Source organism: Cytobacillus depressus (assembly GCF_008923245.1).
Taxonomy (GTDB): domain Bacteria; phylum Bacillota; class Bacilli; order Bacillales; family Cytobacillaceae; genus Cytobacillus; species Cytobacillus depressus.
Genome location: NZ_WBOS01000021.1, coordinates 1 through 24,768, shown reverse-complemented (window position 1 = coordinate 24,768; position 24,768 = coordinate 1). Strand labels below are relative to the sequence as shown.

At 39.7% G+C, this 24,768-nt stretch carries 23 protein-coding genes, 1 tRNA gene and 1 other RNA gene; 21 read left to right on the top strand and 4 right to left on the bottom strand.

Annotated features, from left to right (window positions below):
• Positions 1-607: 607 nt before the first annotated feature.
• The 5 genes from F7731_RS23250 to F7731_RS23230 are packed head-to-tail and all read left to right on the top strand — an operon-like array spanning position 608 to position 4,262.
• Positions 608-1,066, top strand: coding sequence for an 8-oxo-dGTP diphosphatase (locus F7731_RS23250; protein WP_151537180.1), 459 nt, complete (start codon positions 608-610; stop codon positions 1,064-1,066).
• A gap of 30 nt (positions 1,067-1,096) precedes the next feature.
• Positions 1,097-1,990, top strand: coding sequence for an RNase adapter RapZ (rapZ, locus tag F7731_RS23245; protein ID WP_151537179.1), 894 nt, complete (start codon positions 1,097-1,099; stop codon positions 1,988-1,990).
• Positions 1,987-2,970: a gluconeogenesis factor YvcK family protein gene (locus F7731_RS23240; protein ID WP_151537178.1), complete on the top strand. Its 984-nt coding sequence runs from the start codon at positions 1,987-1,989 to the stop codon at positions 2,968-2,970. The genes rapZ and F7731_RS23240 overlap by 4 nt, the downstream gene beginning before the upstream one ends.
• A 58-nt stretch (positions 2,971-3,028) precedes the next feature.
• The gene (whiA, locus tag F7731_RS23235) at positions 3,029-3,970 is read left to right on the top strand and encodes a DNA-binding protein WhiA (protein ID WP_151537177.1); all 942 of its coding nucleotides are present in this window, start codon (positions 3,029-3,031) and stop codon (positions 3,968-3,970) included.
• A 34-nt stretch (positions 3,971-4,004) separates the two neighbouring features.
• Positions 4,005-4,262, top strand: a complete 258-nt coding sequence (locus tag F7731_RS23230; RefSeq protein WP_151537176.1) for an HPr family phosphocarrier protein — start codon at positions 4,005-4,007, stop codon at positions 4,260-4,262.
• A gap of 120 nt (positions 4,263-4,382) precedes the next feature.
• Here the strand turns inward: F7731_RS23230 and clpP are convergent, their stop codons facing one another.
• On the bottom strand, positions 4,383-4,982 hold the full coding sequence (gene clpP / locus F7731_RS23225; protein WP_151537175.1) for an ATP-dependent Clp endopeptidase proteolytic subunit ClpP: 600 nt from the start codon (positions 4,980-4,982) through the stop codon (positions 4,383-4,385).
• A 279-nt stretch (positions 4,983-5,261) separates the two neighbouring features.
• Here clpP and F7731_RS23220 point away from each other — a divergent pair.
• From F7731_RS23220 to eno, 9 genes are all read left to right on the top strand, one after another.
• Positions 5,262-5,333 (top strand) — tRNA-Arg (locus F7731_RS23220).
• A gap of 381 nt (positions 5,334-5,714) precedes the next feature.
• Positions 5,715-7,055, top strand: a complete 1,341-nt coding sequence (gene rpoN / locus F7731_RS23215; RefSeq protein WP_151537174.1) for an RNA polymerase factor sigma-54 — start codon at positions 5,715-5,717, stop codon at positions 7,053-7,055.
• Between the two features lie 35 nt (positions 7,056-7,090).
• Positions 7,091-7,345 (top strand): glutaredoxin family protein, encoded by a 255-nt coding sequence (locus F7731_RS23210; RefSeq protein ID WP_151537173.1) that lies wholly within the window; start codon positions 7,091-7,093, stop codon positions 7,343-7,345.
• A gap of 124 nt (positions 7,346-7,469) precedes the next feature.
• A complete protein-coding gene (locus tag F7731_RS23205; RefSeq protein WP_151537172.1) occupies positions 7,470-8,492 on the top strand; it encodes a sugar-binding transcriptional regulator in 1,023 nt (340 codons plus the stop codon).
• A gap of 36 nt (positions 8,493-8,528) precedes the next feature.
• Positions 8,529-9,530 carry a type I glyceraldehyde-3-phosphate dehydrogenase gene (gene gap, locus F7731_RS23200; RefSeq protein ID WP_151537171.1) on the top strand — a complete coding sequence of 334 codons (1,002 nt, stop codon included), beginning with the start codon at positions 8,529-8,531 and terminating at the stop codon, positions 9,528-9,530.
• Between the two features lie 272 nt (positions 9,531-9,802).
• On the top strand, positions 9,803-10,987 hold the full coding sequence (locus F7731_RS23195) for a phosphoglycerate kinase (RefSeq protein ID WP_151537170.1): 1,185 nt from the start codon (positions 9,803-9,805) through the stop codon (positions 10,985-10,987).
• A gap of 110 nt (positions 10,988-11,097) precedes the next feature.
• Positions 11,098-11,847, top strand: a complete 750-nt coding sequence (gene tpiA, locus F7731_RS23190) for a triose-phosphate isomerase (RefSeq protein ID WP_151537169.1) — start codon at positions 11,098-11,100, stop codon at positions 11,845-11,847.
• A complete protein-coding gene (gpmI, locus tag F7731_RS23185) occupies positions 11,840-13,375 on the top strand; it encodes a 2,3-bisphosphoglycerate-independent phosphoglycerate mutase (RefSeq protein WP_151537168.1) in 1,536 nt (511 codons plus the stop codon). The genes tpiA and gpmI overlap by 8 nt, the downstream gene beginning before the upstream one ends.
• A gap of 91 nt (positions 13,376-13,466) precedes the next feature.
• On the top strand, positions 13,467-14,762 hold the full coding sequence (gene eno, locus F7731_RS23180) for a phosphopyruvate hydratase (RefSeq protein WP_151537167.1): 1,296 nt from the start codon (positions 13,467-13,469) through the stop codon (positions 14,760-14,762).
• A 118-nt stretch (positions 14,763-14,880) separates the two neighbouring features.
• Here the strand turns inward: eno and F7731_RS23175 are convergent, their stop codons facing one another.
• Positions 14,881-15,873, bottom strand: a complete 993-nt coding sequence (locus F7731_RS23175; RefSeq protein ID WP_246197414.1) for a nuclease-related domain-containing protein — start codon at positions 15,871-15,873, stop codon at positions 14,881-14,883.
• 147 nt (positions 15,874-16,020) lie between these two features.
• Here F7731_RS23175 and secG point away from each other — a divergent pair, with 147 nt between their 5' ends.
• The 5 genes from secG to ssrA all read left to right on the top strand — a co-directional run bounded on the left by secG (position 16,021) and on the right by ssrA (position 20,716).
• Positions 16,021-16,254 carry a preprotein translocase subunit SecG gene (gene secG / locus F7731_RS23170; protein ID WP_151537166.1) on the top strand — a complete coding sequence of 78 codons (234 nt, stop codon included), beginning with the start codon at positions 16,021-16,023 and terminating at the stop codon, positions 16,252-16,254.
• Between the two features lie 199 nt (positions 16,255-16,453).
• On the top strand, positions 16,454-17,200 hold the full coding sequence (locus F7731_RS23165) for an alpha/beta hydrolase (RefSeq protein WP_151537165.1): 747 nt from the start codon (positions 16,454-16,456) through the stop codon (positions 17,198-17,200).
• Positions 17,201-17,234: 34 nt separating this feature from the next.
• On the top strand, positions 17,235-19,568 hold the full coding sequence (gene rnr, locus F7731_RS23160) for a ribonuclease R (protein ID WP_151537164.1): 2,334 nt from the start codon (positions 17,235-17,237) through the stop codon (positions 19,566-19,568).
• A 173-nt stretch (positions 19,569-19,741) separates the two neighbouring features.
• The gene (gene smpB / locus F7731_RS23155) at positions 19,742-20,209 is read left to right on the top strand and encodes an SsrA-binding protein SmpB (protein ID WP_151537163.1); all 468 of its coding nucleotides are present in this window, start codon (positions 19,742-19,744) and stop codon (positions 20,207-20,209) included.
• Positions 20,210-20,357: 148 nt separating this feature from the next.
• Positions 20,358-20,716: a transfer-messenger RNA gene (ssrA, locus tag F7731_RS23150) on the top strand.
• 159 nt (positions 20,717-20,875) lie between these two features.
• On the opposite strand, the gene F7731_RS23145 is transcribed toward ssrA, so the two are convergent.
• Entirely contained in the window at positions 20,876-21,403 is a 528-nt protein-coding gene (locus tag F7731_RS23145) for a dihydrofolate reductase family protein (RefSeq protein WP_151537162.1), read from the bottom strand.
• Positions 21,404-21,523: 120 nt separating this feature from the next.
• Positions 21,524-22,393 carry a LysR family transcriptional regulator gene (locus F7731_RS23140; RefSeq protein ID WP_151537161.1) on the bottom strand — a complete coding sequence of 290 codons (870 nt, stop codon included), beginning with the start codon at positions 22,391-22,393 and terminating at the stop codon, positions 21,524-21,526.
• Between the two features lie 131 nt (positions 22,394-22,524).
• On the opposite strand from F7731_RS23140, the gene F7731_RS23135 reads away from it, so the two are divergent.
• Both F7731_RS23135 and F7731_RS23130 read left to right on the top strand, forming a co-directional pair.
• Positions 22,525-23,418: a DMT family transporter gene (locus tag F7731_RS23135; protein ID WP_151537160.1), complete on the top strand. Its 894-nt coding sequence runs from the start codon at positions 22,525-22,527 to the stop codon at positions 23,416-23,418.
• Between the two features lie 202 nt (positions 23,419-23,620).
• Positions 23,621-24,304, top strand: a complete 684-nt coding sequence (locus F7731_RS23130) for a YjjG family noncanonical pyrimidine nucleotidase (protein ID WP_151537159.1) — start codon at positions 23,621-23,623, stop codon at positions 24,302-24,304.
• Positions 24,305-24,768: the final 464 nt, after the last annotated feature.

Below are 24,768 nucleotides of genomic sequence, written 5' to 3'. Positions count from 1 at the left end.
ATCAAGGAAAATCTTAACAAAAAGTAACTGTGTTTTAATTTTCCTGTAACAGAAGTGAAATAATAATCGGGTAAAATATAAATAGAAATTGACCCCCTTTTAAGATATAATCCTTTTAAAGCACAGACTCGATCTGTGCTCTTTTTTTTGGCGAAAAAGGATTGAGGGGCGGAAGTTTTTTACCAAAAGATGAAGGCTTCAATTAATCGTAGATTAACTGGCGGTAAGCCCTTGATGTTATTTGTTTGACTATTCAAATTAATTTTAGTGGGGGCAACTGCCCGTAAAGGCCCGACGACGGAAAGGATGTCCTAGTCAGGTAAAAGCCACAGGACAAGGAATACTACGGTAGCGATACATCGCACGACCAAAAGCAAGGCTTTTGGGAGGAAGTGACGTTTTGAACGTGATTGGTTCAACTAACCATTAGTAGGTTATTAGGGTGGAATATGAGTTTGTTTTTTAAATTAAGACAATATTAAAAATGGTTATCCTTTGAAAACTCTACTAATGGAAGTTTCACTTTATTGTTCCTAGATAACAAAAATAGTATAATGAAGTGACATATGCCGACTAAAGTATTGAGTATATAATTGGGGTGAAGATGATGCAGCGAGTCACCAACTGTGTTTTAATTAAGGATAATCAAGTGTTGTTATTGCAAAAGCCGAGACGGGGCTGGTGGGTTGCTCCTGGCGGCAAGATGGAGCCGGGAGAATCTGTTCGGGACTCCTGCATCCGCGAATTCAGAGAGGAAACAGGCATCTATTTACGGAATCCGAATATAAAGGGGATTTTTACCTTTATTATGAAAGAGGGAGACAAGGTTCTTTCTGAATGGATGATGTTTACCTTTTTCGCAACGGATGCGGACGGCTTAAATTTAGATGAGTCAGAGGAAGGGAAAATCCACTGGCATCCTTTTGAGGAAATTAAAAACCTGCCGATGGCTGCGGGGGATTATCATATTCTCGACTATATGATTCATGGCAAAGGGATTATTTATGGTACTTTCACATATACGCCAAATTTTGAGCTAATTAGCTATCGATTAGATCCAAGCTAAGTAGACTGAATGCGTCAGGGGGAAAAAGTTATGAGTACGGGTGCTGTGAACGAAACGCAAATCGTCATTATTACCGGGATGTCGGGAGCGGGAAAAACGGTCGCCATCCAAAGCTTTGAGGATCTTGGTTTTTTTTGTGTCGATAATCTGCCGCCGACGTTGCTCCCTAAATTTCTTGAACTTATGAGGGATTCTGGGAATAAAATGAATAAGGTCGCATTAGTGATGGATTTACGTGGCCGTGAATTTTTTGAACACTTATTTAATGCGCTCGATGACCTTTCAGAAACTTCATGGGTTACCCCGCAAATTCTTTTTTTAGATGCGGATGATTCGACATTGGTCCGTAGATATAAAGAAACACGGAGATGTCACCCGCTTGCTCCTTCTGGACTGCCTTTAGAGGGAATTAAGCTGGAGCGGGAGCTTTTGGAGGAGCTTAAAGGGCGTGCGCAATTGATCTACAATACAACACAGCTAAAACCTAGAGAGCTTCGTGAAAAGATTTTAACAGAATTCTCTATTAATAAAACAACGATGTTTACTGTGAATGTGATGTCGTTTGGTTTTAAACATGGCATCCCGATTGACGCTGATCTCGTTTTTGATGTACGCTTTTTGCCAAATCCTCATTATATTGAACATATGCGCCCGAAAACTGGGCTCGACGAAGAAGTATACACCTATGTTCATAAATGGACAGAGACGACTAAATTTCTCGAAAAGGTAACAGAGCTGCTCACCTTTATGCTGCCCCATTATAAACGGGAAGGAAAAGCACAGCTTGTCATTGCGATTGGCTGTACAGGCGGCCAGCATCGTTCCGTTGCCTTGACAGAGTATATTGCAAATTATTTCAAAAATGATTATCATACACGAATTACGCACCGTGATATTCAAAAGAGAAAGGAAAAGGGAGAATGACTACGAATCGACAGCCGAGAGTTGTCATCATCGGCGGAGGAACAGGACTGCCTGTTCTTTTGCGTGGATTAAAGAAACACCCTGTTGATATTACGGCCATTGTGACGGTTGCTGATGATGGCGGAAGCTCAGGCCGGCTCAGAAATGATTTGCATATTCCTCCCCCTGGCGACATTCGAAACGTACTAGCTGCCCTTTCTGATGTTGAGCCACTCATAGAGGAGATGTTTCAGCACCGTTTTACGACCTCAAATGAATTAGCGGGCCACTCCCTCGGTAATTTAATTCTTGCTGCCATGACATCCATTACAGGCAATTTTGTTCATGCCATTCAAGAGATGAGCAAGGTGTTGAATGTTCGAGGCAAGGTTTTGCCAGCTGCGAATCAAAGTGTTGTTTTGCATGCGGAAATGGAGGATGGGACAGTCGTTTCCGGCGAATCCAAAATTCCTTACTCGGGGAAAAAAATCAAAAAGGTATTTTTGACGCCCAAGCATATTAAATCGCTTCCCGAAACGATTTCCGCTATTCGAAAAGCGGACTTAATTATTATCGGGCCTGGAAGTTTATATACGAGCATTTTGCCAAATCTGCTCGTTCCTAAATTGGGAGCGGAGGTTTGCCGCGCGAAAGCGAAAAAGGTTTATATATGCAATTTAATGACACAAGCTGGAGAAACGTATAACTATTCAGCTGGAGATCATATTCAGGCAATCTATGACCATATGAACTGTGCCTTCATTAACACCATTCTTGTTAATAATGAAGAAATTCCGCCTGAAATTCGGGACCGTTATCATAAAGAGAAATCGCAGCCAGTCATTTTTGATATTGAGCGGCTTCATGAGATGGGGTTAGAAGTGATTCCTGGAGAAATCATCAGCTTAAAAGACGGCATCATTCGTCATGATACGCAAGAAGTCGCATCCATGTTATACTCAATTTTAATAGATGAAATGAAGAAGCAAAATAAAAAATAATACCTAGGGGCCCCCACTTTTAAAAGGGCGACCTCTGTACTTAGAAGGGGTGAAGGAGTTGTCTTTCGCTTCAGAAACGAAAAAGGAATTAACGAATCTAGAGGTAAAGGATTGCTGCGGGAAAGCCGAATTATCTGCATTAATTCGGATGAACGGCTCCCTTTCTTTTTCCAACAAAAAGTTAATCGTTGATATTCAGACAGAAAATGCAGCTATCGCAAGGAGAATCTATATTTTAATTAAAAAGAATTTTCATGTTCAAGTAGAGCTCCTTGTGCGAAAAAAAATGCGGCTGAAGAAGAATAATGTCTACATTGTCCGATTGTCTGAACAAGCAAGCGAAATTCTCGATGTTTTAAAGATACTTAGTGAAGGCTTTGTTTTTACAAATAATATTTCCGAAGAGCTAATTAAGAAGAAATGCTGTAAGCGTTCTTATCTCAGAGGTGCTTTTTTAGCGGGGGGATCTGTAAATAATCCGGAAACCTCTTCTTATCACCTTGAAGTTTTTTCTCTTTATAAAGAACATAATGATTCTCTTTGCGAATTGATGAATACTTTTGACCTAAATAGTAAAACACTAGAAAGAAAAAAGGGATTTATCACTTACTTAAAGGAAGCGGAGAAAATTACAGATTTTCTAGGTGTGGTTGGAGCTCACAATGCCCTTCTTAGGTTTGAAGATATACGAATTGTGCGAGATATGCGAAATTCAGTCAATCGTCTCGTAAATTGTGAGACAGCGAACTTAAACAAAACCATTGGCGCTGCTCTAAGACAAGTGGAAAATATTCGATTTATTGATGAAACAGTCGGCCTTCATATTTTGCCTGACAAATTAAGAGAGATTGCGGAGCTTCGCGTAACTTATCAAGATGTTACATTAAAGGAGCTTGGTGAAATGGTTTCTGGCGGTGCCATTAGTAAGTCAGGAATTAATCACCGTTTAAGAAAAATAGACGAGATAGCAGATAAACTGAGAGCAGGAGAATCGATTTGAAAAATTTTGGTTCTTATAGGGGAGGAAAGAGTTAATGATAGAAAAACAGGTGGAAGTGAAATTAAAAACAGGCTTACAGGCAAGACCTGCAGCCCTATTCGTTCAAGAAGCGAACCGCTTTTCATCCGATGTCTACCTTGAAAAGGATGGAAAAAAAGTAAATGCCAAAAGCATCATGGGCTTAATGAGCCTTGCAGTTAGCTCAGGCACAGTCATTACATTAATTGTCGACGGCAATGATGAAGAAAAAGCGATTGAAGAGCTTGCTGATTATATTCAGCACGAGCATTGATGATAAAAACAACTCGCACGAATTGAGCATGTGAGTTGTTTTTATTTTTGGATTTAAAAAGCCTGTAAGGCATGTGTTCAGATCAAATCTGATACCCTACAGGCGTTTTCTATTTTCGTATTATTTGTCTTTCTTTTCATCTAAGCGAGAAATAATTTTATCAACTAAACCATACTCAAGCGCCTTTTCAGCAGTCATGAAGTTATCGCGGTCCGTATCTCTCGCAATGACTTCGAGCGGCTGGCCAGTGCGGTCAGCAAGAATTTGATTTAGCTTGTCGCGCAGGAATAAAATACGTTTTGCCGCAATTTCAATTTCCGTTGCTTGACCTTGAGCGCCTCCAAGTGGCTGGTGAATCATGACTTCACTGTTTGGAAGCACGAAACGCTTGCCTTTTTCACCCGCTGCAAGCAAGAAAGCACCCATTGAAGCAGCCATCCCGATACATACAGTAGAAACGTTCGCTTTAATATATTGCATCGTGTCGTAAATCGCCATTCCCGCTGTGATGCTGCCACCTGGGCTGTTAATATATAATGTGATATCCTTTTCAGGGTTTTCCGCTTCAAGGAAAAGAAGCTGCGCCACGATAGAATTTGCTACATTATCGTCAATCGCGCTGCCAAGCATAATAATGCGGTCTTTTAATAGACGGGAGTAAATATCATAAGCACGCTCCCCCCTGTTTGTTTGTTCAATAACCGTAGGGATTAAGTTCATCTTTAAATTCCTCCTTAAAAAGTAAGGTAAACAACCAAAGTCTAAAAAGACGAAAGATGTTTTTCTTTATGTAATATTATGATACACTGATGGTCAATAAAGGTCAAACAATTCACTTTCTTTGTTCAAGCCAATCGTTCGACAACGTCTGATTGGAAAAATCCTTCGTTTCCATCATACCCGCTGTACGGCTTTTTAAACAAAGAAGACTTGCAAAGTTAGAAAATTTATCATATAATATGTAATCGTAGTGCTTTTAATAACTAATACTATTTATTTGCCCTCGTGGTGCAACGGATAGCACGTGAGATTCCGGTTCTTAAGATGTGGGTTCGATTCCTGCCGAGGGCGCTACTTCAATCTCCTGTCCATTTTGGATGGGAGATTTTTTGTTGTTTTCAAAACAGATGCTTTCGTATTTAATTTAGAAAAAAGTTATTTGGACAGCTTCGCTGCTTTTCTTGAGAACTTGTTCAAAAGTCAATTGTCAGGCGTAACTCTTAGTATTATGGAAAATATCAGCCACTCTCCATTGCTTATTAGCCAGTAAACACTCCGCTTTTTTTTCGATAAAAAATAATTTCTCTCTTCAAAACCTCTGAAAACAATAAAAATTCAAACAACACATAGGATTAGCTATCAAATTTCTTGCGTAAACGCCTTCCCATCCCAGTATATTCCCATTCACCATTTGTCCTCCATCATGTAGAATGGATAGAGGGGGGATGGAGGATGAAGTTACAGGCTGGATTATGGCAGCAGCAAACGTTGAAGTTAACAATGACGCAAGAGCTGACACAGGCGATTGCATTGTTACAATATAATGCGCAGGAGCTTTCGGAATTTCTTGAAAATAAAGCGTTGGAAAATCCTTTATTGCAAATTGAATCCGGGAATGTTCAAGCGATGGACCCCCGCTTTGACCGTGCGAAGCCATCGAGGAAAAAGCTTGAAAAGGATAAACAAAATTGGATCGAGCAGATTGGCAGGAAAGAGCCTTTTCTTGATGAACATATGAAATCTCAAATAGACTTTAAGCAAGTGCAAACGATCACGAATGGGGAAAAGGTTTTTGATTACCTTATTGACTGCCTCGATGAAAACGGTTACTTGCGTGCGGAAGCTAGCGATATTATGACTCGCTTTCGTATTTCCGAAGATGAAGCCAATCAAGCTATTAAACTACTGCAAAGTGTGGAGCCAGCAGGAATTGGTGCCCGCAATTTACAGGAGTGCATTCTTTTACAATTAAATCGGCAAGTGAAGAGAAACGATCTTGCGGAAGAAATAATAGAAAAGTATTTTGATCTTTTTGCAGAAAAGAAGTGGCGGGAAATTTCTAAGGCTCTTGGGGTGAAAATGTCGGAGATTCAAGAAGTCTTCGATTTTATCCAAACGCTAAACCCAAGACCGGCGGCGTCTTATCAGCATGAACGATCTTCATATATTGTCCCCGATGTCATTATTGAGTGGGATGGGGAATCCTTTCTTGTCAGTGTCTTTGATGAAGCCTTACCGAAAATCAGCTTTAATAATGAATATTTTAAACGGTTTTCCGCGAATAAAGATAAACAAGTGAAACGTTTCTTACAGGAAAATCAACAAGATTATTTTTGGATTATGAGGAGCGTCGAGCAGCGAAAGGAAACCTTATCAAAGGTGTCACTGAAAATTGTTGAAAAGCAGCAGGAGTTTTTCATTAAAGGGCCGAAGAATTTAAAGCCGATGACGATGAAGGAAATTGCTGATGAGCTTGACATTCATGAATCGACTGTCAGCCGAGCTGTACGGGAAAAATATGCGCAAACTCCTTTTGGCACATTTGAATTACGGTCCTTCTTTTCCAGCACGATTAAGACGACATCTGATGAAAATACTTCATCGACACAGGTGAAGACGATGATCAGCCAATTCATTAATGATGAAAATAAGCAAAAGCCGCTGTCCGATCAGGAGTTAGTACAATTATTAAAAGAGCGGGAAGGGATGGTTGTTTCGCGAAGAACGATTGCCAAATATCGCGATCAGCTCGGTATCCCATCATCCTCAAAGCGGAAACGCTATGATAGTTAAAGACTTTTTGAACCACCTCTTAAAGGAGAATACATGTGAACAAACCTACGCTAGTCCTTTACACAAGGGACCGCTGTCATTTATGTGATAACGCGAAGACAATCATTATGGTGCTAAAAGAATCATTAGATTTTCATAATATAGAAGTAGATATTGATACAAGTGATGAGCTAACGGAAAAATACGGCCTGATGATCCCCGTCGTTGAGGTAGACGGAATCGAGGTTCAATACGGGCAAATCGATTCCATTACGATCGAAGAATTTTTCAAACAAATTCAAAAATATTAAAGTTGAACTTATTATCGCCCCCTGCTAAAATGAAATTAACGCAAGGGCGATTTTTTTTACTCTTCGCGGGACACAAAATGGCTACGCGGGACATATAATGTCCATACGAGGTGGAAAGTTAAAAATGTATTCGCTAATTGATATTCAAAAAAGATTATTACCTGATGTATTAGCCATTATGCAAAAACGCTATCAAATTCTTCACTTCATCCATTTAATGGAGCCCGTCGGAAGAAGGAGCCTCGCAGGGAGTCTAGACTTAACTGAACGAGTGCTCCGCAGTGAGGTAGAGTTTTTGAAAGCTCAAAATCTCCTCACAATTACAAGTGCAGGGATGAGTTTAACGGTGGATGGAAAAGAACTTCTTGGCCAGCTAAGAGACGTAATGAGAGACATAACGGGTGTGCATACGATTGAGGAAAAACTGCAAAGCAAGCTTCGTATTCAAAAAGTCATTGTTGTAACCGGGGATTCGGATGAAACTCCTTGGGTCAAAAACGAGCTTGGAAGAGCAGCTGCTGCCTATATGAAATCACATCTTAAGCAAAACGATATCATTACAGTGACAGGCGGCTCTACAATTGCAGCGGTCGCAAAAATGTTAACACCGGACTTAGCTGAATATGATTTGCTGTTCGTTCCGGCAAGAGGCGGAATTGGTGAAGATGTGAAAAACCAGGCCAACACGATATGTGCAACGATGGCCGATGAAACGAAATCAAACCACCGCGTTTTATATGTACCAGATCAAGTAAGCCAAGAAATGTATGAGTTCATGACGAAGGAGCCTGAAATAAAGGAAGTTTTAGGACAGATTCAGTCTGCTAGCATGGTTTTACATGGAATTGGGGACGCTATGACAATGGCAGAGCGCCGAAAATCAAATGAACATGATATGAAAATAATAATGAATGAAAAAGCTGTTGGAGAGGCTTTTGGCTATTATTTTAATGAGGCGGGGAAGGTCGTTTATAAAGTCCAGACGATTGGATTGCAGCTTCCAGACTTAGCTCACATTCCGCATATTATTGCTGTGGCGGGTGGGGCTTCAAAAGCGAAAGCGATTGCCGCCTATATGAAGCAAGCGCCATCATCAACTATTTTAATTACGGATGAAGGGGCAGCAAACGAACTAATAAATGAATAATTTCAATATATAATTTTTTATTGGGAGGAAAACAAAATGGCAGTTAAAATTGGGATTAATGGATTTGGGAGAATTGGTCGTGTCGTATTTCGTGCAGCACTTAATAACCCGAATGTAGAAGTAGTGGCAGTAAACGATTTAACAGATGCTAACATGCTTGCCCATCTTTTGAAATATGATTCTGTTCATGGAACGTTACAGGAAGAAGTGACAGTTGATGGAGAATACTTAATAGTAGGCGGCCATAAAGTAAAGGTTATTGCCGAACGTGATCCGGCAAACCTTGGCTGGGGAGAGCTTGGAGTTGATGTCGTCGTTGAATCAACAGGTCGCTTTACGAAACGTGAGGATGCCGCGAAGCATTTAGAAGCAGGTGCGAAAAAGGTTATTATTTCTGCACCTGCATCGAATGAAGATATTACGATTGTAATGGGTGTTAACCACGATAAATACGACCCAGCGAACCATCATGTTATTTCCAATGCTTCTTGTACAACGAACTGCTTAGCTCCATTTGCGAAAGTATTAAATGACAAGTTCGGCATTAAACGCGGCATGATGACAACAATTCACTCTTATACAAATGATCAGCAAATTCTTGACTTGCCGCATAAAGATTACCGTCGTGCCCGTGCAGCTGCTGAAAGCATGATTCCAACAACGACTGGAGCAGCAAAGGCCGTTTCACTAGTGCTTCCAGAGTTAAAAGGAAAACTTAACGGCGGTGCTGTGCGTGTTCCTACGCCAAACGTATCATTAGTTGATTTAGTGGCTGAGCTTGAAAAAGAAGTAACTGCTGAAGAGGTCAATGTGGCATTGAAGGAAGCATCTGAAGGAGATCTGAAAGGTATTTTAAGCTATAGTGAGCTTCCACTCGTATCAAGAGATTACAACGGAAACCCAAGCTCTTCTACGATTGACGCCCTGTCAACGATGGTATTAGAAGGAAATATGGTTAAGGTTATTTCTTGGTATGACAATGAAACAGGCTACTCTCACCGCGTGGTTGATCTTGTCGATTTCATTGCGCAAAAATGAATTTAAAAAGCGATCATTTTTAGTTTTCCGGACAAGAAAAAGGCGAAATCCATAAAAGTTGTCCAGAAAAAGACAGGAACTTCTACTTGATATTAAATCTTAAAAATGGTCTAAACATATTGGAAATTAAAACTATAAACGACTATAATGATAGAGGGAAAAGAGGAGCTGGGAATATAACCACTCTTCTTTTTTATAGGCAGTTTTTTCTAGAATACATAATAAGTTTTACCTTTAATGAATAGCTTTGCTAAGAGGAGGATACCATTTCTATGAACAAAAAGAGTGTTAAAGATGTGGAGTTGAAAGGGAAGCGGGTTTTTTGCCGTGTCGACTTTAATGTACCGATGGAGGATGGCAAAATAACAGACGAAACGCGAATCCGCGCAGCTATCCCCACGATTAAATACTTAATTGACCAAGGTGCTAAAGTAGTTTTAGCCAGCCATCTTGGACGTCCGAAAGGAAATGTTGTAGAGGAATTGCGCCTGACTCCAGTAGCAGTCCGTTTATTTGAGCTTCTTGGAAAAGAAGTGAAAAAAGCAGATGAAGCGTACGGCGCCACCGTTAAGGGCATGATTGAGACGATGGCAGAAGGAGATGTGCTTCTTCTTGAAAACGTCCGTTTCTACCCTGGCGAAGAAAAAAATGATCCTGAACTTGCGAAGGCTTTTGCTGATTTAGCAGATGTATATGTGAATGATGCTTTCGGTGCTGCACACCGTGCTCATGCATCAACAGAAGGAATCGCGCATTATCTGCCTGCTGTATCAGGGCTTTTAATGGAAAAAGAGCTACATGTTCTTGGAAAAGCGCTTTCCAATCCTGAGCGCCCATTCACAGCGATTATCGGCGGAGCGAAGGTAAAAGATAAAATTGATGTGATTGAAAATTTACTTGATAAAGTGGATAATCTGATTATCGGCGGCGGATTAGCCTTTACATTTGTTAAAGCAAAAGGCCATGAAATCGGAAAATCACTTTTAGAAGAAGATAAAATTGAATTAGCTAAATCCTTTATGCAAAAAGCAGAAGAAAAAGGCGTTAAATTTTATATGCCAGTTGATGCGGTTGTGGCAGATGAATTCTCCCAAACGGCTAACGCTCAAACAGTCGAAATCGATCAGATTCCAGAAGACTGGATGGCACTTGATATCGGTCCAAAAACGGCTGAAATTTATAGCGATGTCATTTACAGTTCCAAGCTTGTCATTTGGAATGGACCAATGGGTGTGTTTGAATGGTCTAAATTTGCCGGCGGAACACGAACAGTTGCAGAAACATTAGCTGAAGCGAATGATACATATTCAGTTATTGGCGGCGGAGATTCTGCAGCAGCTGTTGAGAAATTCCATCTAGCTGACCGCATGAGCCATATATCAACAGGTGGTGGAGCGTCTCTAGAGTTTATGGAAGGAAAAGCTCTACCGGGTGTTGTAGCTTTAAATGATAAGTAAGGTTTTCGTGAGCCTTGCTAAAAATTTGAAGACGAAGGCAGTCATTAAGTGTGGATGACTCCCTTCTTCGGAAATCGGTAAATTTTTTTAAAAATAAAGGATGTGCCAGCATGCGTAAACCAATTATTGCAGGAAACTGGAAAATGCATAAAACGCTTTCAGAGGCGAAAGCATTTTTTGAAGAAATCGATGGCTCGATTCCGGATCATGAAAAGGTAGAAACAGTTGTCTGTGCTCCAGCTTTATTTTTGGACGCATTAGTCGGCTACGGTATCGGAATTGGCGCTCAAAATATGCATTTTGAGGAAAGCGGTGCTTATACAGGAGAAATAAGCCCTGTTGCCCTTGAGGATATCGGTGTAACCTATGTTATCCTCGGTCATTCTGAACGCCGGGAAATGTTTAATGAAACAGATGAAGCTGTGAATAAAAAGACTTTGGCTGCATATAAATATCATTTGACTCCGATTGTTTGTGTCGGTGAAACACTCGAACAGCGTGAGAATGGGGAAACGAAAGCGTTTGTTGGATCCCAAGTTGAAAAGGCATTAAAAGGATTGTCAGAAGATCAAGTCAAGCAGACAGTCATCGCCTATGAGCCAATTTGGGCAATAGGTACAGGAAAGTCTTCTACAGCTGAAGATGCGAATGAAGTTTGTGCTCATATTCGCCAAGTAGTTGCTGAGCAATTTTCACAAACAGCCGCAGATGCCATTCGGATTCAATATGGCGGCAGCGTAAAGCCGGCTAACATTAAGGAATATATGGCTCAGGCTCATATTGATGGCGCTTTAGTAGGCGGGGCAAGTCTTGAAGCGCAAAGTTTCCTGCAATTATTGGAGGCAGGGAAAAATGAGTAAGTCTCCAATAGCATTAATTATTTTAGACGGATTTGGCTTAAGAAGTGAGGAAAAAGGCAACGCCGTTTTGCAAGCAAAAAAGCCAAATTATGAACGCTTTTGGAATACTTATCCACATTCAACCTTAACAGCTTGTGGAGAAGCAGTTGGCCTGCCGAAAGGACAAATGGGCAACTCAGAGGTTGGCCATTTGAATATCGGGGCGGGACGGATTGTTTATCAAAGCTTAACGAGGGTCAATGTAGCCATTCGCGAAGGAAAATTTGAAAAAAATGAAACCTTCTTGAAAGCGATGGAGCATGTAAAAAAGAATGACACGAACTTACATATTATGGGCCTTCTCTCAGATGGTGGCGTTCATAGTCATATTAACCATCTGTATGCGCTCCTTCACCTTGCTGCAGAGGAAGGTGTGAAAAACGTCTTTGTCCACGGATTTTTAGATGGACGGGATGTTGGTCCGCAAACGGCTGAAGGCTATATTAAAGCAGCAGAAGAAAAAATGAAAGAATACGGTGTCGGAAAATTTGCCACGATTTCAGGTCGCTATTACTCTATGGACCGGGATAAGCGCTGGGAGCGTGTCGAAAAATCCTACCGTTCCATGGTGTACGGAGAAGGGCCTACTTATACAAATGCCATTGATTTAGTCGAGGATAACTACAACCACGGAATTTTTGACGAATTCGTCATTCCTTCTGTCATTACGCAGGAAAATGGCGAGCCAGTGGCAACGATTCAAGACAATGATGCGGTGATTTTCTATAATTTCCGTCCAGACCGGGCCATTCAAATTTCGAACACATTTACAAACGAAGATTTCCGTTCTTTTGAGCGTGGACCGAAGCATCCAAAGAATCTATTCTTTGTTTGTCTTACTCATTTCAGCGAAACAGTTGATGGCTATGTTGCTTTTGAGCCAACAAATTTAGATAATACACTTGGAGAAGTTATTTCCCAAAATGGCTTAAAGCAGCTGCGTATCGCAGAAACAGAAAAATATCCGCATGTGACGTTTTTTATGAGTGGCGGTCGTGAGGCAGAATTCCCTGGTGAAGAAAGAATCTTAATCAATTCACCAAAGGTTGCAACGTATGACCTAAAGCCAGAAATGAGCGCTTATGAAGTAACAGATGCTTTGTTAAGGGAAATCAAAGCGGATAAGTTTGACGCCATTATTTTAAACTTTGCCAATCCGGATATGGTTGGACATTCCGGAATGCTTGAACCAACAATCAAAGCTGTGGAAACGGTTGATGAATGCTTAGGGAAAGTTGTAGATGCGATCATTGCAAAAGGCGGAAAGGCTATCATTACGGCCGATCATGGGAATGCGGATGAAGTGGTAACGCTTGAAGGCAACCCGATGACTGCTCATACGACGAATCCAGTGCCAGTGATTGTGACTCAGTCTGGGATTGAACTTCGTGACGACGGCATTCTTGGCGACTTGGCGCCAACTGTGCTTGATTTGTTAGGACTGGAAAAACCGGCTGAGATGACCGGGAAAACGCTGATTGTTAAGTGATAGGCAAAACCTTATTTTTCTAAAATGATAAGTTCAACTCGAATTTTTTCTCAATAAAAAATAAACCCGAAATTAAAGGAGAGAATGAAAAATGCCATATATCCAACATGTATACGCTCGTGAAGTTTTAGATTCCCGCGGAAACCCAACAGTTGAAGTAGAAGTAATCACAGAGTCTGGTTTCTTTGGACGTGCGATCGTTCCATCTGGTGCGTCAACTGGTGAATACGAAGCAGTTGAGCTTCGTGACGGCGACAAATCCCGTTACCTTGGAAAAGGTGTTCAAAAAGCAGTTAACAACGTGAACAATGTTATTGAAGAAGCACTTATCGGCTTGGACGTAACAGATCAAGTCGGTATTGACCGTACAATGATCGAATTAGATGGCACAGAAAATAAAGGGAAGCTCGGCGCAAACGCAATTTTAGGCGTATCAATGGCTGCTGCTCATGCGGCTGCTGAGTCTGTAGGACTTCCATTATACCGCTACCTTGGCGGATTCAACGCGAAGCAACTTCCAACGCCAATGATGAACATTATTAACGGCGGATCACATGCAGACAACAACGTAGACTTCCAAGAGTTCATGATTATGCCTGTCGGCGCGCCTACTTTTAAAGAAGCGATCCGTATGGGTACTGAAGTTTTCCATGAGTTAAAGAAGGTTTTATCTGGAAAAGGCTTAAACACAGCTGTTGGTGATGAAGGCGGCTTTGCTCCAAATCTTGGCTCAAACCGTGAAGCTTTAGAAGTGATCATCGAAGCAATCCGCAATGCAGGATACGAAGCTGGTAAAGATATTCTTCTTGCGATGGATGTTGCTTCTTCGGAATTCTACAATAAAGAAACAGGCAAATATGATCTAGCTGGCGAAGGCCGCACAGGCTTAACTTCTGAAGATATGGTGAACTTCTACGAAGAGCTTGTAAATGAATTCCCGATCATTTCAATCGAAGACGGCTTAGATGAAAATGACTGGGAAGGCCATAAGCTGTTAACAGAGCGCATCGGCGGAAAAGTACAGTTAGTTGGTGACGATTTATTTGTTACAAATACAAAGAAGCTTGCGCAAGGAATCGAGCAAGGTGTAGGCAACTCGATTCTAATTAAAGTGAACCAAATCGGTACATTAACTGAAACATTCGATGCCATCGAAATGGCAAAACGTGCAGGCTACACAGCGGTGATCTCTCACCGATCAGGTGAAACAGAAGACGCAACAATCGCTGACATCGCTGTTGCGACAAACGCTGGCCAAATCAAAACAGGATCAATGTCTCGTACAGATCGTATCGCAAAATACAACCAGCTTCTTCGTATTGAAGACGAGCTTGGCGATTTAGCGGTATATGATGGATTGAAGAGTTTTTATAATTTGAGTAAGTAATCATGTAGGGGTGACTGCTTGGGCAGTCACCCTTTTTATGTGTGCTGGCGGATATACTGAGTAAAGTGGCGGATATACTAGCGAAACTAGCGGATATATTCAAAATGTGGCGGAAATATCAGCCAGAGTAGCGGATATCCAAAAGCGAACTAAGATTTAAGTAATAAACTCTACCTTTATTAGTTCCGGAATGAGCTAATTTCATGGATTTCAATAGTTTTTGGGCAGTATCTTGTGAAGAAAGCTGCATAAATTTCCTGAATTGCTTATTTGTAATCGAAGACTCTACTAAAAGACAGTAATCTAATAATGCTTTATAATGGGCTGTCTTGTCTTTACACTTACATCTAGCACAAAACCATGTTCCGTATATACGTTTCATAGGAAATACTCTACACTTGGGACATTGAACACCTGTATTTAATGAGAATGCGGAAAGTTTGTATTTCTCAAGTACTTGGGATTTTTCAGGAGTATGGCTTTTAACCAAAAGTTTAGCTACCTTTTTAATTTCTTTTTGCGTTAATTTCTCTTTCAAAAATGACTTTCGCAATTTTTCAATTCTATCCAATAATTCATGGGAATGTAAAACGGTTTTAAAAGCCAAAAAATTTTGCGGATCTGATTTAATCACTGTAGAAGGGTTACTAATCACTACTAAATATTCTATAGGAAGGAAAATGTTTCTTTGCTGTAGCCATTTTCTTAATTCCCTTGTTTGCCTTTCCGCTTGTGTAATTGGGTCTAAAAATCCATCTTCATTATCATCTTTATAACGAATGAGCTGTCTGAATTTGGAATCGAAATAGAGGGTGCCGCTAATATTCTTGATTTCAAGAATAAGTGCAAAAGTAGAGGAAAAAATCATAGTATCGATTTGGAAGTAGCCTTGCCCGTTATGGAGACGCAGGTCGTGAATAATGGTGAAATCCTTATGGGGAAGCTTGTTAACGTAGTAATCAGTAAATTCTTCTCCGCGGTAGCCGGCTTTTCTTTTTGCTAAATCCTTTTCAATCAACGGCCGATAATCAAAGTTTGGCGGGAGCCGTGATAACAACGCTTCCTTTGCTAAAATTTTTTCAGGAATTGATCGTTCCTTTGCAATCAACATATATCACTCCTTTATTTGCATAATTTATAGATTCGAGTTAATGAATAGAAACCCTTCTTTTTTTGAAATCAAGATGGTATTGTACATCTCATTAAAATATGATAAATTTAAAATATTGTAGTTGTGCGTTTTCAGGAGGTGGCCTTTATGCATACATTGTTCGTCGTACTATTAGCGATTGTTTCAATCGGACTTATTCTAGTGGTGCTTCTTCAATCTGGTAAAAGTGCTGGTCTTTCCGGTGCAATTTCTGGAGGAGCGGAGCAGCTTTTTGGAAAACAAAAAGCACGTGGTTTGGATTTAATTTTACACCGAGTTACAGTTGTTCTTGCCGTACTTTTCTTTGTTCTAACAATTTTAGTTTCTTACTTTACTTTTTAAAAAATGCCTGGCCTTTCGTGGGTCAGGTTTTTTTCTTTTCTAGCGCAATGTACAAGAGGTATTGATTCGACAATACGTCACGATTTTGTCGACCTCCAATTCATAAGAAAATCAGCCAAGCTTTTCATTGGATTGTTACTCGCTGGTTTGTTAAAAATAAAAGTATTCAAACGTTTAAGAGAAAAGGGGAACTACATAGATGAAGATTGTTGCACCGAAGCCGTTTACTTTTGGAAATGGAAAACGAGCTGTTTTGCTGCTGCATGGATTTACAGGAAATACGGCTGATGTGAGAATGTTGGGACGTTTTCTAGAAGGAAAAGGGTATACATGTCACGCACCACTTTATAAAGGCCATGGGGTGCCGCCTGAAGAACTTGTCCATACAGGTCCTGAAGACTGGTGGAAAAATGTAATGGATGGCTATGAGTTTTTGAAAAAGAAGGGTCATAATGAGATTGCTGTTGCCGGTCTTTCGTTAGGCGGCGTATTTTCAATGAAATTAGGATACACTGTACCTATAAAGGGAATCGTTACGATGTGCGCGCCGATGTATATAAAAAGTGAAGAAGTGATGTATGAAGGAATTTTACAATATGCCCGGGAATATAAAAGATTGGAAGGCAAAACCGAAGAAGCTATTGAACAAGAAATGGCAGATTTCCGTAAGACGCCTATGAAAACATTAAAAGCTCTGCAAAATCTAATTTCGGATGTTCGAAATAATGTCGATATGGTCTATTCGCCGACATTTGTTGCTCAAGCACGGCATGATCATATGATTAATACAGACAGTGCGAATATTATTTATAACGCTGTAGAGAATGATTTAAAAGAATTGAAATGGTACGAAGAATCTGGACATGTCATCACGCTTGATAAAGAAAAGGATTTGCTCCACGAGGATGTATATCGGTTTTTAGAAAAGCTAAATTGGGAAGAATAATAGAAAAGAACCTCAAAAGGGAGGGAAACAATAAATGGAAAATATTCAACAAATTATTGATAAGCTGCTCCATTATATGAAAGATGAAGCGTATAAGCCGCTAACGGTTCAAGAAATGGAGGCGGCATTCGGGATTGAGGATTCATCCGAATTTAAAGACTTCGTTAAAGCGTTAGTTCAAATGGAGGAAAAAGGTCTTGTAGTAAGAACAAGAAGCAATCGCTACGGACTGCCGGAAAAAATGAACTTGATCCGCGGGAAGCTGACTGGACATGCGAAGGGATTTGCCTTTGTTATTCCGGAGGAGCCGGGGATGGATGATATTTTTATCCCGCCGAATGAAACAAATAATGCGATGCATGGTGATATCGTTTTAGCCCGCGTCAGCTCTGAAAGCTCGGGACAAAGAAGAGAAGGAACCATTGTCCGCATTTTGGAACGCGGTATTCAGCAAATCGTGGGCACTTACACAGAGAGTAAGAATTTCGGTTTTGTCCTTCCGGATGATAAGAAATTTACAAGCGATATTTTTATTCCGAAAAATGCATCCTTAGGGGCAGTCGAAGGACATAAAGTGGTTGTAAAACTTACGACCTATCCAGAAGGAAGGAAAAGTGCAGAAGGGGAAGTCATTCAAATTCTTGGGCATAAAAATGACCCAGGTGTAGACATTCTATCCGTTATACATAAGCATAGTCTCCCAATGGCATTTCCGGATGAAGTGCTGAACCAGGCTAATCAAACGCCAGAAACGATTGCCGAAAGTGATCTGGATAACCGCCGTGATTTAAGAAATGAAACGATTGTCACGATTGATGGAGCAGATGCAAAGGATTTGGATGATGCCGTTACTGTTAAGAAATTAGACAACGGAAATTATAAGCTTGGTGTTCATATTGCTGACGTTACTCATTATGTCACTGAGGATTCGCCTATTGATCGGGAAGCTTCTGACCGCGGAACGAGTGTATATTTAGTTGACCGGGTTATCCCGATGATTCCTCACCGCCTATCGAATGGCATCTGTTCATTGAATCCGCAAGTGGATCGTCTAACTTTATCCTGTGAAATGGAAATCACCTCGACTGGAGAGGCTGTTTCCCACGAGATTTTCCAAAGTGTGATCAAAACTACGGAGCGGATGACTTATTCAGATGTGAATAAAATTCTAGAGGATCAGGATGAGGAGCTTCTCAAACGTTACGAGCCACTCATTCCGATGTTTCAGCTCATGGGAGAGCTTGCCCAGATTTTACGGCAAAAGCGAATGAATCGCGGCGCGATTGACTTCGATTTTAAAGAAGCGAAAGTGATTGTGGATGAGGAAGGAAAGCCGAGTGATGTGGTGCTTCGCGAACGTTCAACAGCAGAAAGGCTGATTGAAGAGTTCATGCTTGCTGCCAATGAAACGGTTGCCGAGCATTTCCACTGGCTGGACGTTCCATTCATTTACCGGATTCACGAGGATCCGAAAGAGGATAAGCTGAGAAGATTTTTTGAGTTTATTACAAATTTCGGCTATTTAGTGAGAGGAACGGCCAATTCAGTACATCCACGGGCCTTACAGGAAATTATCGAAGCGGTTCAAGGAAAGCCAGAAGAAATGGTTGTTTCAACGGTTATGCTTCGTTCGATGCAGCAGGCGAAATATGATCCTGAAAGTCTCGGACACTTCGGTCTGTCGACGGAGTTTTATACGCATTTCACCTCGCCGATTCGCCGTTATCCGGACTTAATCGTTCATCGCTTAATCCGAACGTATTTAATTCAAGGGAAACTGGATGCCACAACGAGGGAAAAGTGGAATGTCCTTCTTCCGGATATTGCTGAGCATTCCTCCAATATGGAGCGAAGAGCGGTTGATGCTGAGCGCGAAACAGACGAGCTGAAAAAAGCAGAATACATGGAAGATAAAATTGGCCAAGAATACGATGGAATTATTAGCTCTGTGACGAATTTTGGCATGTTTATCGAACTGCCGAATACGATTGAAGGCTTAATCCATGTTAGTTATATGACTGATGATTATTATCGCTATGACGAACGCCATTTAGCGATGATCGGCGAGCGTACAGGCAATGTCTTCAGAATTGGCGACGAAATTACGGTCAGAGTAATTAAGGTTAATAAGGAAGAACGCTCGATTGATTTCGAAATTGTCGGCATGAAAGGGACGCCGCGCAGACGAGAATCGAGAGAAATGCCAAAGATTATCCGCACACGTAGCAGTGAGCGAAAGCCTCGGAAAGAAAAATCTGATCAAGGTCATGGGAAAAATAAAAATGATGGCGGATCAGGAAAAAATCCGAGAAAGAAAAAGAAGTTTTATGAAAATGCTCCTAAGGCCAAAAGGAGTAAAAAACGTTAGTCAAAAGATAGAGAGCCTTCACGATTGAAGGCTCTCTTTGTCATCATCCAGAGGCTCTTCATTGAGAGGGTGAGGGAAATTTGTTACAATGAAATTATGCTAGAAATTTTTTTCTGCTAGTTAACCCCCAAAAGGTTTTGTTCTTGCAGAAAAGAGAGTAAGGGGGAAGTGCCATGCCAAAAGGCGCCGGAAAAATGATTGCTCAAAATAAAAAGGCTTATCATGATTATGCGATAGAAGAAACATATGAAGCAGGAATCGTGCTTCAAGGAACAGAGATCAAATCCATTCGAGCTGGAAAAATAAATTTAAAAGATTCTTATGCAAGGATTGAAAAAGGAGAAGTCTTCCTCATCGGGTTGCATATCAGCCCATACGAACAAGGTAATCGTTACAACCACGATCCTTTGCGAACAAGAAAGCTGCTTCTTCATGCGAAAGAAATCAATAAATTGATCGGCGATACAAAGGAAATCGGTTATTCCATCGTGCCATTAAAGCTTTATTTAAAAAATGGCTTTGCAAAAGTTTTAATCGGTCTCGCAAAAGGGAAGAAGAAATACGATAAACGTGAAGACCTGAAAAAGAAAGAAGCTAAACGTGAAGTCGAGCGTGCTTTCCGCGAAAGCCAGAAGATGTAATTACAAATAATTACAATTGAATTTATCGTCAAGTATGTTATAATAATAACTGTCACGAGGAAGTGACACATAACTTAGCTCAGCTAAACTTGAGCATTCCGTTAGTTGTCAGCATGCAGAATAAGATTCGGTGCAGACCTATTACAATGGGGACGCTACGGATTCGACAGGGATAGTTCGAGCTTAGGTCGCGAGTCGAGGGGATCGGCCTCGTTAAAACGTCAAAGCCTATAACTGGCAAACAACAAAACAACTTCGCTTTAGCTGCTTAATAGCGCTTAGCGGTTCCTCCCTCCATTGCCCATGTGGTAGGGTAAGGGACTCACTCTAAGTGGGCTACGCCGGATTCCACCGTCTGAGGATGAAGGAAGAGAACAACCAGACTAGCTGACCGGACGCCTGTCGATAGGCAGAAGGATCAGCGAAGCGCGAATATGTCGACTACACTCGTAGAAGCTTAAGTGCCGATATTTCTGGACGAGGGTTCGACTCCCTCCGTCTCCACCAAATACATATTTGGTGGTTTTTTATTTGTTGTGACTTAAAGCATAAAAAGGTCACCGCTACATCATTATGCTTTAAACTGAAAAGTGAATGATTCTATGGGGAAGTGTAAAAAAAGGTAAAAATCTCCTCCCCTACTAACAAAGGGAGAGAAGATGTAAATTATTTTTTGACATAATGAAGCATAGCAAGTTGACCTAATTTTTCAACTTTTGTTAATGTATATTTTAGAGTAATATCCTCTCCGTTATAAAGGGAGATTCCTCTTCCTAAAATAATTGGTGCAATGGCTAGTTGGAATTCATCAATTAAATTTTCTTTGAAAAATTCACGAGCTAAATTTCCTCCACCAATTAACCATATATCTTTACCAGGCTTTTGTTTTATATTATTAATGAAAGTTTTGACATCTTCATCAATAAATGAAGCATATTCATCTGATCCATGAACAGATTTAGAATATACATAATTATTATAGTCGCTATAAGGATAATTCATATCAAATCCACGAATAACATCATAAGTTTCTTTTCCCATAATAACAGTGTCAATTCTTTCTAGGAGTGAATTGTAGCCGGAGTCTCCTTCTACTTCTGTTGATTCTAACCACTCTAATGTACCATCATCATTTGCGATATAGCCATCAATTGAGGTACCGATGTATAAAATAATGTTACGCTGTTTTTTCATGTAACTCTCCATTCCTTTGTTTCAGATGATAAAATTAGTATACCAATTAATTACGACAAAACTTGTCATTTTTTAAAAAGGACGAATCATGAAAATAAAATAATGTAATATTTGCAAGTTTCATTCAGAACTCCTATACCTTTCAATAATAAAATCAATAAAATATCTACTCGCTATTGGCAATACCCTTTTGTCCTTGTATGCCAGACTAATTGTGCGAATGACAGATGGCGTAATTTTTCTAGTTACAATATTATACGGGCATCTACTCAAAACAAGTTTCGGTAAAATAGAAATGCCGAGCCCCTGCTCAATCATAGACATAATCGTATAATCATCATGTACTCGATATTGAATATTCGGTTCAAAGTTGTTTTGTTTGAAAATAGTTAGTGGTTCGTTAATTTCTCCCTCATCTAAAAGAATATAAGGCCCATCCGTTAATTCTTTCAATGTAACTTTGTTAGATGCAGCTAAAGGATGATTGACTGGCAATACAGCAAGCATGTCATCTTCTTGCAAGGGAATGGTTGTTAAATTCGATACTGATTTTGGATTCACAAAGCCGAAATCTACGCTTCCTTCTTTAATCCAATTAGAGATATCTGTGTATTCTCCTTGATGTAATTCGAAATGAACAGTTGGGTACTGTTTCTTAAAATCTTTCATCAATTCCGGTAGCCAATGACATGAAACACTTGAAAATGTTCCAATTCGAATAAGCCCACTATGTAGCCCTTCCATTTCTTTATGCTTTTCTAATAATTTCCTATGTGAATTACAAATACTCTTAATGTATGGAAAGAATTCCTCGCCATCTGGTGTCAGTGTAATGCCCGTTCGAGACCGGATAATAAGAGTAGTAGAAAGTTCCTCCTCTAATGATTGCACCATTTGGCTAATGGCAGACTGTGTATAGCCTAACTCTTCAGCAGCTTTGGTAAAACTGCCTGTTTCGATGGCTTTAATAAAAGCATAATACGAATTCATTCTCACAAGCCCCTTTGCATTAGAAAATCTAATAGTTCCATTATAAATATTCGTTTTATTAATGCAAATATAGGTGATACGATGTAGCTAATCTTGAGAGGAATAGATGAAAGGGGAGAGGGCTTACGATTATGACACAAAGACAAGCAAACTTGATATTAGCATCGGTTTCAATGGCTTGGGGAGCATCGTATATTCTTATGAAGCTTTGTGTAGAAGAGATTTCTTCAATAATGATTATTGTTTTACGATTTGGCATTGCATTTATCGTTATGGGAGCAATATTCTTCAAAAAAATAATCCGTACAGATGCTAAAACGTTGAAATACAGTGCGATTGTGGGCGCTCTACTATTTGGGATTTTCATTGCACTAATGTATGGAGTGAAAAACACGACTGCTTCTACAGCTGGTTTTTTGACGAGTACAACTGTTATTCTCGTTCCTGTTTTACAAACTTTCATTACACATAAGCTGCCAAGTCAAAAAATAGTATGGGGTGTTTTAATTGTTACTACCGGTTTAGCTTTACTTATAATCAGAGATAGTTTCAGTTTTGCATCAGGCGCATTATATTGTTTAGTAGCTGCCCTTCTTTATGCGATCCATATTATCGTGACAAACCGATTTGTACGTGAAGTTGATGCCTTTCAGCTTGGGATTTACCAACTGGGATTCGCTGCCCTCTATGCAATCATTTCAATTTTTTTATTTGAAACGCCTATTTTCCCGAATGATGCGATTCATTGGTTTGCGATACTTGGTCTAGCACTCATCTGTTCTGCGTATGGCTTTGTTATGCAGCCAATTGCTCAAAAGTATACGACACCTGAAAGCGCAGGTTTTCTCTTTTCACTTGAACCTATTTTTTCAGCGATCCTTGCCTTCATCTTCCTGCATGAAAATATGGGATTACAAGGATATTTTGGTGCTATTCTTATTTTATCTGGTGTACTCATAGCAAACGCTACATCTAAAAAACAACATCAAATGAGGTTTACGGAAGAAGATAGCCAAAAATATTGATTGCTTTAGAAAGAGATTTTTTCGGTATATAGAAAATCCTCTCTTAAAGAAGTAGTAATTGTGAATGTAGTTATAATCTACGCTCTCCCAAAGCCTGAAATCTTTCGATATTGTAACAGCAAGCTTGATGAATATATAATGATAGAATTACTGCTAGTGTTATTAATCAAAACGCTTGATCGCAGAAATGAGGGAAGCACTTATGAAATACGAAATCATATTATTTGATGTCGATGATACATTATTAGACTTTACTATGTCAGAAAAACAAGCACTCCATAATGTTTTTGCAATGTTTGGATTACCAACGGGTTCAGTAGATTATCGAGTAAGTTACGAAGAGATTAACAGAGTACTATGGAGAGAATTAGAACAAGGACTTATCACTATATCTGAACTGGGAGTAGAAAGATTTAGGAGGTTGTTCCTTGCACATAATCTTGAAATCAATGAAAAGATATTTAGCGATATTTACCTTGGATATTTGGGCAAGGAAATACACCTTGTACGAGGCGCTGTAGATATATGTGAAAATCTTTCCGGATGTCGACTCGCTATTATTACGAACGGATTTAAAGAAGTCCAAACATCAAGAATTGAAGGCTCTCCACTCTGCAATACTTTTGAACAGATTATTATTTCTGAAGAGGCTGGCTTCCAGAAGCCTGAAAAAGGTATTTTTGATTATGCGTTTTCGAAGCTACAAATTGCAGATAAGTCTAAGGTGTTGATCGTAGGCGACTCTTTGACATCTGATATTCAAGGTGGAATAAATTACGGAATTGACACTTGTTGGTTTAATCCGCATCTTAAGGAAAATAATTTAGGAATTAAACCGACGTATGAAATCCGTGAGTTAACAGATCTTTTAAAGCTTGTGAAGTAAAGAGGTAATTAAGAGAAGTTAAGAGAACTGGATAATCTGTATTTCTGCTAAACTATAACGTTGCTATTCAGGCAACCTGATGTATTTTTCGGGACAGATTCAAAAGAGTTAAGTATTCTAGACGCTCCTTAATAAATAAAGAACTCCTAAACTACTTTTATTACTATTAAGTGAGCGTTATAACGATTAATAATTGGGGATTGTGAAGGTAGTATAAAATATATGAATCTTATCTATTGACTTTTTAAAAATATGATAGTAATATAGTAAATCTCACCACGAAAAAGTAGTGAGAAATTATTTTTTAAAATAAATTATATTTATTTGTTGACATTAGATAAGAAATGCTGTAAAGTATATTCTTGTCGCCACTAAAATAAAAAATTATTTTAAAAAAGTGATTGACAGTTTAAGAGCGAGATGATATATTAATATCCTGTCTCGAAAAAATAGTTCTTTGAAAA

What these genes read in the sequence shown, in the direction of transcription:
- rpoN (WP_151537174.1), top strand. Translation starts at nt 5,715, where the DNA reads ATGAAGTTACAGGCTGGATTATGGCAGCAGCAAACGTTGAAGTTAACA.
- gpmI (WP_151537168.1), top strand. Translation starts at nt 11,840, where the DNA reads ATGAGTAAGTCTCCAATAGCATTAATTATTTTAGACGGATTTGGCTTA.
- smpB (WP_151537163.1), top strand. Translation starts at nt 19,742, where the DNA reads ATGCCAAAAGGCGCCGGAAAAATGATTGCTCAAAATAAAAAGGCTTAT.
- F7731_RS23195 (WP_151537170.1), top strand. Translation starts at nt 9,803, where the DNA reads ATGAACAAAAAGAGTGTTAAAGATGTGGAGTTGAAAGGGAAGCGGGTT.
- F7731_RS23205 (WP_151537172.1), top strand. Translation starts at nt 7,470, where the DNA reads ATGTATTCGCTAATTGATATTCAAAAAAGATTATTACCTGATGTATTA.
- F7731_RS23140 (WP_151537161.1), bottom strand. Translation starts at nt 22,393, where the DNA reads ATGAATTCGTATTATGCTTTTATTAAAGCCATCGAAACAGGCAGTTTT.
- F7731_RS23165 (WP_151537165.1), top strand. Translation starts at nt 16,454, where the DNA reads ATGAAGATTGTTGCACCGAAGCCGTTTACTTTTGGAAATGGAAAACGA.
- eno (WP_151537167.1), top strand. Translation starts at nt 13,467, where the DNA reads ATGCCATATATCCAACATGTATACGCTCGTGAAGTTTTAGATTCCCGC.
- secG (WP_151537166.1), top strand. Translation starts at nt 16,021, where the DNA reads ATGCATACATTGTTCGTCGTACTATTAGCGATTGTTTCAATCGGACTT.
- F7731_RS23145 (WP_151537162.1), bottom strand. Translation starts at nt 21,403, where the DNA reads ATGAAAAAACAGCGTAACATTATTTTATACATCGGTACCTCAATTGAT.
- F7731_RS23230 (WP_151537176.1), top strand. Translation starts at nt 4,005, where the DNA reads ATGATAGAAAAACAGGTGGAAGTGAAATTAAAAACAGGCTTACAGGCA.
- tpiA (WP_151537169.1), top strand. Translation starts at nt 11,098, where the DNA reads ATGCGTAAACCAATTATTGCAGGAAACTGGAAAATGCATAAAACGCTT.
- clpP (WP_151537175.1), bottom strand. Translation starts at nt 4,982, where the DNA reads ATGAACTTAATCCCTACGGTTATTGAACAAACAAACAGGGGGGAGCGT.
- rapZ (WP_151537179.1), top strand. Translation starts at nt 1,097, where the DNA reads ATGAGTACGGGTGCTGTGAACGAAACGCAAATCGTCATTATTACCGGG.
- rnr (WP_151537164.1), top strand. Translation starts at nt 17,235, where the DNA reads ATGGAAAATATTCAACAAATTATTGATAAGCTGCTCCATTATATGAAA.
- F7731_RS23130 (WP_151537159.1), top strand. Translation starts at nt 23,621, where the DNA reads ATGAAATACGAAATCATATTATTTGATGTCGATGATACATTATTAGAC.
- F7731_RS23135 (WP_151537160.1), top strand. Translation starts at nt 22,525, where the DNA reads ATGACACAAAGACAAGCAAACTTGATATTAGCATCGGTTTCAATGGCT.
- F7731_RS23240 (WP_151537178.1), top strand. Translation starts at nt 1,987, where the DNA reads ATGACTACGAATCGACAGCCGAGAGTTGTCATCATCGGCGGAGGAACA.
- gap (WP_151537171.1), top strand. Translation starts at nt 8,529, where the DNA reads ATGGCAGTTAAAATTGGGATTAATGGATTTGGGAGAATTGGTCGTGTC.
- F7731_RS23250 (WP_151537180.1), top strand. Translation starts at nt 608, where the DNA reads ATGCAGCGAGTCACCAACTGTGTTTTAATTAAGGATAATCAAGTGTTG.
- F7731_RS23175 (WP_246197414.1), bottom strand. Translation starts at nt 15,873, where the DNA reads ATGTTGATTGCAAAGGAACGATCAATTCCTGAAAAAATTTTAGCAAAG.